The following is a 12,118-nucleotide window of genomic DNA, read 5'->3' on the forward strand; positions in this document are numbered from 1 at the left end:
GTGGTCTCTGCCCGTCTGAGTCGCAGAGCGGCACTCCGCGGGGGTGCCGGGCTCCTGGTCGGTGGCGCCAGTCTCGGCGTCCTCCCGCTGTTCGGTACGCCGGACCGCAAGCAGGATCCGGCCTCCTGCCGCACCCGGGACCTGTCCGCGTCCGACCGGCGGCTCGTCGTCTCGAACTGGCCCGGCTACATCGACGAGGACGACGGCGACTACGTCGCGACGCTCACCGAGTTCCAGGAGCGCACCGGCATCCAGGTGAGCTACACCGCCGACGTCAACGACAACCTGGAGTTCTTCGCCAAGGTGGTCAACCAGCTCGGCTCCTGCCAGTCCTCGAAGCGTGACCTGTTCATGCTCACCGACTGGATGGCGGCACGGATGATCCAGGTCGGCTGGATCCAACCGCTGGACACCGCGAAGGTCCCCAACCTGCACGCCAACCTGATCGACTCGCTCCAGGGCGTGGGCTGGGACCCCGAACGCACCTACTCCGCCCCCTGGCAGAGCGGTCTGACCGGGATCGCCTACAACAGGTCGAAGGTCGGTGAGGTGCGCTCGTTCGAGGAGCTGCTCTCCCGCGACGACCTGCGCGGGCGGATCTCGCTGCTCACCGAGATGCGCGACACGATGGGCCTGATCATGCTGGCGCAGGGCGCCGACCCGGCCGACTTCGACCAGGACGACTGGGACAACGCGATCGACCGGCTGCGCAAGGCCCGCAACGACGGCCAGATCCGCGCGTTCACCGGCAACGACTACATCCAGGACCTCTCGGCCGGCAACATCCTGGCCTGCGAGGCGTGGTCCGGCGACGTCGCGGCGGCCGAGAACGAGGATCTGGTGTTCGTCTCGCCGGAGGAGGGCCAGATGATCTGGTCCGACAACATGCTCATCCCCAACCTCGCCAGCCACCAGGGCAACGCCGAGGAGTGGATCAACTACTACTACGAGCCCGAGGTGGCCGCGAAGCTCGCGGCGTACGTCTGGTACATCTGCCCGGTCAAGGGCGCCCAGGAGGCGATGGAGAAGGTCGACCCGAGCCTCGTCGAGAACCAGCTGATCTTCCCGTCCGCCGAGTCGCTGAAGACGATGCACTCGTTCATGGCCCTCGAGGAGTTCCAGATCCGCGCCTACGAAGGAGATTTCGCCGATGTCATTGGCGGCTGACAGCGCGGCGCACCGCGCATCCGACCGGTCGCAGGGAGAGGGGCGGAGTCTCCGGCTCACGGCGCTCACCAAGGAGTTCGCGACCTTCACGGCCGTGCGCTCACTCGACCTGGAGGTCCCCGCGGGGACCTTCTTCGCGCTGCTCGGTCCCTCCGGGTGCGGGAAGACGACCACGCTGCGGATGGTCGCCGGCCTGGACACGCCGACGTCCGGGACCATCCACCTCGGCGACGACGAGATCACCTACGAGAAGCCCTACCGGCGCCCGGTCAACACCGTCTTCCAGAACTACGCGCTCTTTCCCCATCTCGACATCCACGAGAACGTGGCCTTCGGGCTGCGTCGGCGCAAGGTCAAGGACGTCGACCAGCAGGTGCAGGAGATGCTGTCGCTGGTCGAGCTCGAGGCCCAGGCACGCAAGAAGCCCCCGCAGATGTCGGGCGGCCAGCAGCAGCGCGTCGCGCTCGCGCGGGCGCTGATCAACCGGCCCGAGGTCCTGTTGCTCGACGAGCCGCTCGGCGCCCTCGACCTCAAGCTGCGCCGCGGGATGCAGATCGAGCTCAAACGGATCCAGACCGAGGTCGGCCTCACCTTCGTGCATGTCACGCACGACCAGGAGGAGGCGATGACGATGGCCGACACGATCGCGGTCATGAACAGCGGCGTCATCGAGCAGATGGGCTCTCCCGCCGAGCTCTACGAGAACCCGCGCACCACCTTCGTCGCCAACTTCCTCGGGCAGTCCAACCTGATCGCCGGCGCCGTCTCCAGCACCGTCTCCAGCACCGACGGCGACGTCGTGCGGGTCGACATGCACGGCACCCAGGTCTCGATCCCGGCGGACCGGGCGCACGTCCGCGCCGGTGACGGCTGGGTCGGCATCCGGCCGGAGAAGGTGCTGATCGAGCCGCTCGGCGAGCCGCTCGACGCCCCGGGCAACCACCTGACCGGCGGCGTCATCACCGACGTCAGCTTCGTCGGCGTCAGCACGCAGTACCTCGTGATGATGCCGTGGGGTCAGGAGCTGATGTCCTTCGAGCAGAACACCGGGCGCCGCCCCGTCCTCGCGACAGGCACCAAGGTCGACGTGTCCTGGCGCCCGGAGTTCGCGTTCCTGCTGCCGGCGAGCCAGGACGTCAACGCCGGCGTCGTCGAGGAGTCCTGATGCGGCGCGGGCGGTTCACCGGCTACTGGCTGATGCTGCCGGCGGGCCTGTGGCTCGCGCTCTTCTTCGTCATCCCGTTCTACTCGCTGCTCGCGACCAGCCTCTTCGATCCCGAGGGCTCGGTGCTGACCGGGTACTCCGTCGACTACCGGTTCGCGAACTTCGTCGACGCGCTCCAGCAGTTCTGGGAGCCGTTGGTCCGGTCGCTGTGGTACGCCGCCGTCGCGACCGCGATCTGCCTGGTGCTCGGCTACGTCCTCGCCTACGCGATCGCGTTCAAGGCCGGGCGGTGGCGCACCCTGCTGCTCGTCCTGGTCATCGCCCCGTTCTTCACCAGCTTCCTGGTCCGCACGCTGTCCTGGAAGCTGATCCTGGCCGACGACGGGTTCGTGGTCGACACCCTGCAGTTCCTGCAGCTGCTGGGCGACGACGGGCGGCTGCTCGCGACGCCGGTCGCGGTGATCGCCGGACTGGTCTACAACTTCCTGCCGTTCATGGTCCTCCCGCTCTATGCCAGCCTGGAGAAGATCGACGGCCGGTTGATCGAGGCCGCCGGAGACCTCTACGCCTCCCCCACCCGCGGCTTCCTCAAGGTGACCCTGCCGCTCTCGAAGCCCGGCGTGGTGGCGGGCACCCTGCTGACCTTCATCCCCGCGGCCGGCGACTACATCAACGCCGCGCTCCTGGGCAGTCCCAACCAGCGCATGGTCGGCAACGTCATCCAGAACCTGTTCACCAGCACCGGCGACTACGCCGCAGCCGGCGCCCTGTCGGTGATCCTGATGGTCATCATCGTCGCGCTGGTCATGCTCTACATCCGCACGGCGGGGACGGAGGAGCTCGTATGAGCGGCCTGCAACGGGCCGGACGGTGGATCGGCGAGCACCTCGTGCTGGCGGCCGGTCTCCTCGTGCTGGTCTACATGTTCGTCCCGATCGCGGTCGTGATGCTGATGAGCTTCAACGACAACAGCGAGTCGCGCAACGTCTACGCGTTCCGGGACTTCACCTGGAGCAACTGGGCCAACCCCTGCCGGCCCGACGGCATGTGCGAGGCCGTGGTCCGCAGCATCGAGATCGGGCTGCTCGCCACGCTGGTGGCGACCCTGCTCGGCAGCCTCGCGGCGTTCGCGCTCGTGCGCCACGACTTCATCGGCCGCTCGGTCGCCAACACCGTGATCTTCCTGCCGATGGCCTCTCCCGAGATCGTGATGGGCTCCTCGCTGCTCGCGCTGTTCGTCGCGGGTGGCTTCGGCGGCCGGCTGGGCTTCGTCACGATCTTCATCGCGCACGTGATGTTCTGCCTGTCCTTCGTCATCGTGACGGTCAAGGCACGGCTGTCGGGCCTGGACCAGAACCTCGAGCAGGCCGCGATGGACCTCTACGCCAGCGAGTGGACGACCTTCTGGCGGGTGACCTTCCCGTTGGTCTTCCCGGGCGTCGCCGCGGCCGCGCTGCTGAGCTTCTCCCTGTCCTTCGACGACTTCATCATCACCAACCTCAACGCGGGCCAGAGCGTCACCTTCCCGATGTTCGTGTGGGGCGTCGCGCAGCGCGGCATCCCAATGCAGGTCAACGTGGTCGGAACCGTGATGTTCCTGATCTCGCTGTTCCTGGTCGTGGGCAACATGCTGGTCACCCGCAAGAAGGTCGCCGCCTGACGTTGAGTCGTCGCTTGTGACCTATTGAGTCGTCACAGGTGACCTGTCGAACCGTCGCAAGCTGTCGGGGCGCCGGGCGAGATTCTGACGACTCAACGGGTCGGAAGCGGCGACTCAACGGGTCAGAACCGACGACTCAACGACCACGGTGAGGTACGACGAAGCGGCGGCCCGGGCTCCCCACGTCCCGGACCGCCGCTGGGTGCGGTGGTTGCCGCCGAGCGTCCCCGGTTGCTACAACAGCCCTGCCGCCTCGGTGAGGACCGCGCGCAGCTTCTGCTCCATCTCGTCGAAGTGCTCCTGGCCGCAGATCAGCGGCGGGGAGAGCTGGATGACCGGATCGCCGCGGTCGTCGGCACGGCAGTAGAGGCCCGCGTCGTAGAGCGCCTTGGAGAGGAACCCGCGCAGCAGTCGCTCGGACTCGTCCTCGTCGAAGGTCTCCTTGGTGGCCTTGTCCTTGACCAGCTCGATGCCGTAGAAGTACCCGTCGCCGCGCACGTCGCCGACGATCGGCAGGTCGAGCAGTCGCTCCAGAGTGCCCCGGAAGGCACCCTCGTTCTCACGCACGCCCTCGAGGACCTTCTCGTCCTCGAAGATCTCGAAGTTCTTCAGCGCCACGGCGGTGGAGACCGGATGGCCGCCGAAGGTGTAGCCGTGCAGGAAGGTCTCGGTGCCGTGGGCGAAGGGCTCGTAGACCCGGTCACTGGCGATCATCGCGCCCAGGGGGGCGTAGCCGGAGGTGATGCCCTTCGCCGAGGTGATGATGTCGGGCTGGTAGCCGTAGCGCTCGGCGCCGAACATGTGGCCCAGCCGGCCGTAGGCGCAGATGACCTCGTCGGAGACCAGCAGGACGTCGTACTGGTCGCAGATCTCGCGCACCCGCTGGAAGTAGCCCGGCGGCGGCGGGAAGCAGCCGCCGGCGTTCTGCACCGGCTCGAGGAAGACGGCCGCGACGGTCTCGGGCCCCTCGTTCTCGATGGCGACCGCGATCTGGTCGGCGGCCCAGCGGCCGAAGACCTCGGGGTCGACAGTGCCGTCCGCGCCCTCCAGGAAGGCGGGCGCGCGGTAGATGTTGGTGTTGGGCACCCGGAAGGTCGAGGGCACGAGCGGCTCGAAGGGAGCCTTGAGGCCCGGCAGGCCGGTGATCGAGAGGGCGCCCTGCGTGGTGCCGTGGTAGGCGATGGCGCGGCTGATCACCTTGTGCTTCATCGGCTTGCCGACCAGCTTGAAGTAGTTCTTGGCGAGCTTCCACGCCGACTCGACGGCCTCGCCGCCGCCGGAGGTGAAGAAGACCCGGTTGAGGTCGCCCGGCGCGTGGCCGGCGAGCTTCGCCGCCAGCTCGATCGCGGTCGGGTGGGCATAGGACCACAGCGGGAAGAACGCGAGCTCGGCGGCCTGCTTGGCGGCGGCCTCCGCGAGGTCGGTGCGGCCGTGGCCGAGCTGGCTGACGAACAGTCCGCCGAGGGCATCGAGGTACTTGCGTCCGTGCGCGTCCCACACGTAGGCGCCGTCACCGCGGACGATGACCGGCACCTCCGCGGTGTCGTACGACGACATGCGGGTGAAGTGCATCCACAGGTGGTCCCGGGCGGACTGCTGGAGGGCGTCGTGCGTCGTTGTGTCTACCACCCCTCCATCTTGACCTTTCTACGCCAAAACAGCAAGTGAATCAGTTGTCACCAGAACCGATCACAACTGATTTCGTTGCTCCCGGCCTTTCGTGCCACCGACTTCATGACTACGCTCGGCAGCCATGACCCCTCTGCGCAACCTCATCGACGGCGCGTCCGCCGACGCCGCCTCCGGAGCCACCTACGACGTCGTCAACCCCGCGACCGGCCGTGCGTACACGACCGCGCCCGCCAGCGGCGTCGAGGACGTCGACCGCGCGATGCGGGCCGCCGAGCGGGCGTTCGAGACCTGGGGCGAGACCACGCCCAAGGAGCGGCAGGAGGCGCTGCTGCGCATCGCCCAGGCGCTGGAGGACCGCTCCGACGACTTCGTCCGGGCCGAGTCCGAGAACACCGGCAAGCCGCTCGGCCTCACGGCCGACGAGGAGCTCCCGCCGAGCGTCGACGAGTTCCGCTTCTTCGCGGGCGCGGCCCGGGTGCTGGAAGGACGCAGCGCCGGCGAGTACCTCAAGGACCACACGTCCTGGGTACGGCGCGAGCCGATCGGCGTGGTCGCCCAGGTGACCCCGTGGAACTATCCGCTGATGATGGCGATCTGGAAGATCGCCCCCGCCCTCGCGGCCGGGAACACCGTGGTGCTCAAGCCGAGCGACACGACACCGGCCAGCACGGTCCTGCTGGCCGAGCTGGCCGCGGAGTTCCTGCCGCCCGGCGTACTCAACGTCGTGTGCGGCGACCGCGACACCGGCCGCGCCCTGATCGAGCACCGCACGCCGCGGCTGGTGGCGATCACCGGCTCGGTGCGCGCCGGGATGGAGGTCGCCGGCTCCGCGGCGACCGACCTCAAGCGGGTCCACCTCGAGCTCGGCGGCAAGGCGCCGGTCGTGGTCTTCGACGACGCCGACATCGCGGCGGCCGCCGAGGCGATCTCCACCGCCGGCTACTTCAACGCCGGCCAGGACTGCACGGCCGCCACCCGGGTGCTCGCCGCCGCGGGCATCCACGACGAGCTGGTGGCCGCGCTCGCCGAGCAGGCTCGGGCCGCACGCACCGGGCTGCCCGACGACCCCGACGTGCTCTACGGCGCGCTCAACAACCCCGATCAGCTCGCCCGCGTCGCTGGCATGGTCGACCGGCTGCCCGACCACGCCCGGATCGAGGCCGGCGGCACCCGGCCCACGGTCGCCGGCGGCGAGGGTGGCTACTACTACGACCCCACGGTCGTCTCCGGACTCCGGCAGGACGACGAGGTGGTCCAGGACGAGATCTTCGGCCCGGTCATCACCGTGCAGAGCTTCGCCGACGAGGCGGAGGCGGTGCGCAACGCCAACGACGTGCGCTACGGGCTGTCGTCGAGCGTGTGGACCAGCGACCACGGCCGCGCGCTGCGGATGTCGCGCCGGCTCGACTTCGGCGTGGTCTGGATCAACACGCACATCCCCTTCGTCTCCGAGATGCCGCACGGCGGCTTCAAGCACTCCGGCTACGGCAAGGACCTGTCCATGTACGGTCTCGAGGACTACACGCGCATCAAGCACGTCATGTCCTACACGGGAGCGTGATCCGGCGATGACCGGGATGCGCATCCTCCTCGTCGGCGCCGGCGGCGTGGGCGGCGCCTTCGCCGCGATCGCCGCCCGCCGCGACTTCTTCGAGACGATCGTGGTCGCCGACTACGACCCGGACCGTGCCGCACGAGCCGCCGCCGGCGACGCACGGTTCACCGCGGCACGGGTGGACGCCTCGTCCGCCACCTCGGTGACCGAGCTGTGCCGGGAGCACCGGATCACGCACGTGATGAACGCCGTGGACCCGGTGTTCGACATGCCGGTCTTCGAGGGGGCGTTCGCGGCCGGTGCCGACTACCTCGACATGGCGATGTCGCTCTCGCGGCCGCACCCGGAGACGCCGTACGAGACGACGGGGGTGAAGCTCGGCGACGAGCAGTTCGCCGCCGCCGGCGCGTGGGAGGCGGCCGGGCGGCTGGCCCTGGTCGGGATCGGCGTCGAGCCGGGGCTCTCGGACGTGTTCGCCCGCTATGCCGCGGACCACCTGTTCGCCGAGATCGACGAGCTCGGCACCCGCGACGGAGCCAACCTGGTCGTGACCGACGACGACGGCAACGAGATCTTCGCACCGTCGTTCTCGATGTGGACGACCATCGAGGAGTGCCTCAACCCGCCGGTGATCTGGGAGACGGAGCGCGGCTGGTTCACGACTCCCCCGTTCAGCGAGCCCGAGGTCTTCGACTTCCCCGAGGGCATCGGACCGGTGGAGTGCGTCAACGTCGAGCACGAGGAGGTGCTGCTCATGCCGCGCTGGGTCGACTGCAAGCGGGCGACCTTCAAGTACGGGCTCGGCGAGGAGCTCATCACCATCCTCAAGGTGCTCCACACGCTCGGCCTCGACCGCACCGAGAAGGTCCGGGTCAAGGGCGTCGACGTGTCCCCGCGCGACGTCGTCGCCGCCGTGCTGCCGGATCCCGCGACGGTCGGGCCGCGGATGACGGGCAAGACCTGCGCCGGGCTCTGGGTCACCGGCACCGGCAAGGACGCGCAGGGGAATCCGACCGGCCCGCGCTCGACGTACCTCTATCACGTGGTCGACAACGCCTGGACGATGGCGGAGTACGGCCACCAGTGCGTGGTCTGGCAGACGGCGGTCAACCCCGTCGTCGCGCTGGAGCTGCTCGCGACCGGCGTCTGGCAGGGCACCGGCGTGCTCGGCCCCGAGGCGTTCGACGCGGTGCCCTTCCTCGACCTGCTGACGGCGTACGGCGCCCCGTGGGGTCAACGCGAGCAATGACCCTCACACCCCGGGAGGCTCACGCGCGGGCGGACGCCGCCGCGCCCGCCGTGCTCTGGCTCGACACTCCCGACCGCCCCGCGGCGCGGCCACCCGCCGGCGACACCGACGTCGACCTGCTGGTGGTGGGCAGCGGCTTCACCGGCCTCTGGACCGCGCTGCGCGCGCTCGAACGCGATCCCGGACGCTCGGTGCTCGTCGTCGAGCGGGACCGGATCGCCGAGCACGCCACCGGCCGCAACGGCGGGTTCTGCGAGGCCAGCCTCACGCACGGCGAGGGCAACGGGCGGGAGCGCTGGCCCGACGAGTACGCCGCGCTGGAGCGGATGGGCCTGGCCAACCTCGACGAGATCGAGGCCACGGTGGCGCACTACGGCATCTCCTGCGGCTTCGAGCGGACCGGCCAGCTCTCCGTCGCCACCCGTCCGCACGAGGTCGACCTGCTCGAGCCGTCGGCGCCGGGCTTCCTCGACGCGGCCGCGGTGCGCGCCACGGTCGACTCCCCCACCTACCTCGCCGGGCGCCTGGACGCCGAGGGCTGCGCGATGGTCGACCCCGCGCGACTGGCCTGGGGCCTGGCCGCGGCGGCCGAGTCGCTCGGGGCCCGGATCGCCGAGGACACGGCCGTCCTACGCCTGCGCCGGCGTGGGGCAGGCGTCGAGGCGACGACGTCCCACGGCGTCGTCCGGGCCCGGCAGGTGGTGCTCGCGACGAACGTGTTCACCTCCCTGCTGCGGCGAACGCGGGCGCGGGTCGTCCCGGTCTACGACCACGTCCTGGCCACCGAGCCGCTCACCGCCGAGCAGCGCGCCGCGATCGGCTGGGGATCGCGATCGGGCGTGGCCGACAGCGGGAACCTGTTCCACTACTACCGGCTGACCGCGGACGACCGGATCCTGTGGGGCGGGTACGACGCCGTCTACCACTTCGGTCGCGGGATCGCGCCCGAGCACGAGCAGCGCGCCGCCACCCACCGGCTGCTCGCCGAGCACTTCTACGCAACCTTCCCGCAGCTGTCCGACCTGCGGTTCTCCCACCGGTGGGGCGGGGTGATCGACACCTGCACCCGGTTCTGCGCGTTCTACGGGCTGGCCCACCGCGAGCGCGTGGCCTACGCGACCGGGTTCACCGGTCTCGGCGTCGGTGCCTCGCGGTTCGCCGCCGACGTGATGCTCGACCTGCTGGCAGGGACGCCCACCGAGCGCACCCGGCTGGCGATGGTGCGCGAGAAGCCGCTGCCCTTCCCGCCCGAGCCGTTCGCCTGGATCGGCATCCAGCTGACCCGGTGGGCGTCGGCGCGGGCCGACGAGACCGGCCGCCGCAACCTGTGGCTGCGGACCATGGACCGGCTGGGCCTCGGCTTCGACTCCTGAGCGCCCGGCCCCTCCCGGGCGGTCAACAGCCGTCGGCGCGGGTGACCTCGAACGCCGGGACCGACGGTGGCGCCACGGCCGCCCAGACCGGCTCGACCCAGGACGCCACCACGTCCACGATCACCTCGGCGAGGGCGAAGTCCGGCTCACCGGCCCCGAACGCGGGCACGTCGGGCTCGAACCCGCGCTCGCCGTACGTGACGCCGAAGAGGTGACGCACGTCGTCGATCGGCCGGTTCAGCGCGAACACGTCCGGACCGTCGAACCGGGCCCAGACGTCGAACGCGCCCTCGTCGTGCTCACCGGGGAAGACGTCGACCACGACGCCGGCCACCCGCTCCCCGGCCGGCCCGGCGGACGCCTCCGCGATCGCGCGCAGCCGCGCGGTCAGGTCGCCGGTGTGGTCACCCAGGATGCCGGCGAGTCGTCGGCGGTAGGTGTCCTCGTCCACGGCAGCCAGCCTAGGCGGGCGCTGCGATACTGCCTCCATGAGGCCTGACGCCGAGTCCGACGCCGAGTCCGGCGAGTGGCGTGCCTACGACGCGTCGCCCTACCCCGGCGAGGGCCGTTCGGCCTATCCGGCCTATCCGGCCTATGACCCGGCCACCGAGCGGCGCCGGGTACGACGCCGGGTCGGTGTGCTGGTGATCGGCGCGCTGGTCGTGCTCGGCGGCACCGGCGCCGGGATCGCGGCCCTGGTCGCGAACGCCCTCGACGGTGACAGCGGCACGACCACGTCGACCACGACCACGACGACCACCACCCGCACCGAGATCACGACCCGCGACGGCGGGGCGGACCTGTTCACCACCGAGGGCACCGCGGCGATGGTCGAGGCGCTGGCGAAGGAGAGCGGGTCCACCTGGGCGTACGAGGTCGTGCTCTTCCAGGGCAACGCCGTGCTGACCGTGCCTGGAGACGACGGTCCACGGACGCTGCTGTGGGACGGCGTGTCGATGACGGCCGCCGCGGGCGGGTTCTCGTCACGCAAGCCGTTCGACCTCGCCGACCTCGACGGCGCGGTGCTGGCGCCCCTGTGCGGCAACGAGCCGGCCAGCTGCACCGTCCTCGCCGGCCGGCCGCTGCCCGGCGCCGGCGACGCCTGGCTGACGGTCGCCGGGACGGGCGGCGTGCGCCTCACCGACCTCGCGGGCAAGCCGGCCTGACCGGGTCAGCCGGCCCGGACGACCGCGGCCGCTGCCTCCAGCGGGATCGGCTCCTGCTCCACCCGGCGGTGCCCGGCCCAGACGAAGGAGCACAGCGCGAGGTAGAGCGCGTGCTCGTGCGGCTCCAGCCGCTCGAGCCGGCGCGGCTCCTTCGGCTCGATCCGCGACCCATCGTCGTTGTCGTCGACGCCGTAGCGGCCCCAGCGCTCGTAGGCGACCAGGTCCATGAAGAGGGAGCGGGCCGGCACACCGCGCACGCGGTAGCTGTCGAGGATCTCGAGCCCCTTGGCATCCATGTCGCCCCAGTACCAGACCACCTCGGCGTCCCTGAGCCAGTCGAGGTCCGGGATGGCGCCCGGGCCGTTGCCGTCGCCCTCGACCGCGATGCCCCCGTCGACCGGCGGGAAGAACTGCGCGGTGTCCCGGTTCTCGGAGATCACGACCACCCGCGGACGGTAGGCCAGCACGTCGCGGTCGCCCACCGTGACCACGTCGTGACGCCGGGTGTCCGCGCGGGCGTTGTGGTCGGCGTCGAGGTACGTCACGTGCACCCGCGACGGCCGCCCCGGGACGAGGCCGAGATCATCGAGCGAGGCGAGCTGGCGCACGACCGCGGCTCGTCGGGCCAGCCACTTCGTCCCCATGCCCTCGACGCCGACCTGGCGGGCTGTCCGGCCGCTGGCCGGGTTCGCGGCGAACCAGGTCGCCGCCCGGCAGGCCACGTCGAAGTCGGCGTCGGTGTAGCCGTCGACCGCCTTGAGCAGCCGAGCCGGATCGGCGAGCCCCGGGAACCGGGCGACGAGGACCGCCCGCCGGTCGCGGGCGCGCGCCAACCGATCCGCCCAGTCGCCGCCGACCAGCCGGGCGGCCGCGTCGACGTCGTCGACGACCAGGCGTGCGGGCAACCGTTGGGTGGGCGAGACGTCACGCCACTCGAGCCGGACCCCGGGCACCGGCTCCTGCTCCCAGTCCCACCACTGCATGCGCACCGCGAAGACGTCGTCCCACCTCGCCGCCAGCTGGGCGCCCTTGAGCTGCGAGGTGCCCAGGGCGACGCCCGGTCGCCAGCTGTCGGCCCCGGCGACGACCTTGTGCCAGTCGTCGGCCAGCCGTCCCGCGACGGCGCGACGTGCGTCCTCGGGCGTCTTCAC

The 12,118-nt window shown here is 70.7% G+C and carries 11 protein-coding genes; 8 read left to right on the top strand and 3 right to left on the bottom strand.

What is annotated here, in order from left to right:
- From RB608_RS16700 to RB608_RS16715, 4 genes are read left to right on the top strand one after another with little or no spacing between them, the layout of a single operon-like run.
- On the top strand, window positions 1-1,167 hold the full coding sequence (locus RB608_RS16700; protein WP_308089171.1) for a spermidine/putrescine ABC transporter substrate-binding protein: 1,167 nt from the start codon (window positions 1-3) through the stop codon (window positions 1,165-1,167).
- Window positions 1,151-2,332, top strand: a complete 1,182-nt coding sequence (locus RB608_RS16705) for an ABC transporter ATP-binding protein (RefSeq protein WP_308089172.1) — start codon at window positions 1,151-1,153, stop codon at window positions 2,330-2,332. The genes RB608_RS16700 and RB608_RS16705 overlap by 17 nt, the downstream gene beginning before the upstream one ends.
- On the top strand, window positions 2,332-3,180 hold the full coding sequence (locus tag RB608_RS16710; RefSeq protein ID WP_308089173.1) for an ABC transporter permease: 849 nt from the start codon (window positions 2,332-2,334) through the stop codon (window positions 3,178-3,180). Before RB608_RS16705 ends, RB608_RS16710 begins: the two co-directional genes overlap by 1 nt.
- A complete protein-coding gene (locus RB608_RS16715; protein WP_308089174.1) occupies window positions 3,177-3,992 on the top strand; it encodes an ABC transporter permease in 816 nt (271 codons plus the stop codon). Before RB608_RS16710 ends, RB608_RS16715 begins: the two co-directional genes overlap by 4 nt.
- A 234-nt stretch (window positions 3,993-4,226) precedes the next feature.
- On the opposite strand, the gene RB608_RS16720 is transcribed toward RB608_RS16715, so the two are convergent.
- A complete protein-coding gene (locus RB608_RS16720) occupies window positions 4,227-5,621 on the bottom strand; it encodes an aspartate aminotransferase family protein (RefSeq protein ID WP_308089175.1) in 1,395 nt (464 codons plus the stop codon).
- A 124-nt stretch (window positions 5,622-5,745) separates the two neighbouring features.
- On the opposite strand from RB608_RS16720, the gene RB608_RS16725 reads away from it, so the two are divergent.
- Genes RB608_RS16725 through RB608_RS16735 form a run of 3 tightly spaced genes read left to right on the top strand, consistent with a single transcriptional unit; the run spans window position 5,746 to window position 9,801 of the window.
- Window positions 5,746-7,185: a gamma-aminobutyraldehyde dehydrogenase gene (locus RB608_RS16725; protein WP_308089176.1), complete on the top strand. Its 1,440-nt coding sequence runs from the start codon at window positions 5,746-5,748 to the stop codon at window positions 7,183-7,185.
- Window positions 7,186-7,192: 7 nt separating this feature from the next.
- On the top strand, window positions 7,193-8,428 hold the full coding sequence (locus RB608_RS16730; protein WP_308089177.1) for a saccharopine dehydrogenase C-terminal domain-containing protein: 1,236 nt from the start codon (window positions 7,193-7,195) through the stop codon (window positions 8,426-8,428).
- Entirely contained in the window at window positions 8,425-9,801 is a 1,377-nt protein-coding gene (locus tag RB608_RS16735; protein ID WP_308089178.1) for an FAD-dependent oxidoreductase, read from the top strand. Before RB608_RS16730 ends, RB608_RS16735 begins: the two co-directional genes overlap by 4 nt.
- A 22-nt stretch (window positions 9,802-9,823) precedes the next feature.
- Here the strand turns inward: RB608_RS16735 and RB608_RS16740 are convergent, their stop codons facing one another.
- Window positions 9,824-10,252 carry a DUF6389 family protein gene (locus tag RB608_RS16740; RefSeq protein WP_308089179.1) on the bottom strand — a complete coding sequence of 143 codons (429 nt, stop codon included), beginning with the start codon at window positions 10,250-10,252 and terminating at the stop codon, window positions 9,824-9,826.
- Window positions 10,253-10,289: 37 nt separating this feature from the next.
- Between RB608_RS16740 and RB608_RS16745 the strand changes: the two genes are divergently transcribed.
- Entirely contained in the window at window positions 10,290-10,967 is a 678-nt protein-coding gene (locus RB608_RS16745; RefSeq protein WP_308089180.1) for a hypothetical protein, read from the top strand.
- 5 nt (window positions 10,968-10,972) lie between these two features.
- Here the strand turns inward: RB608_RS16745 and RB608_RS16750 are convergent, their stop codons facing one another.
- Window positions 10,973-12,118: a Wadjet anti-phage system protein JetD domain-containing protein gene (locus tag RB608_RS16750; protein ID WP_308089181.1), complete on the bottom strand. Its 1,146-nt coding sequence runs from the start codon at window positions 12,116-12,118 to the stop codon at window positions 10,973-10,975.

The organism is Nocardioides sp. LHD-245, assembly GCF_030929495.1.
In the GTDB taxonomy this organism is placed as follows: domain Bacteria; phylum Actinomycetota; class Actinomycetes; order Propionibacteriales; family Nocardioidaceae; genus Nocardioides.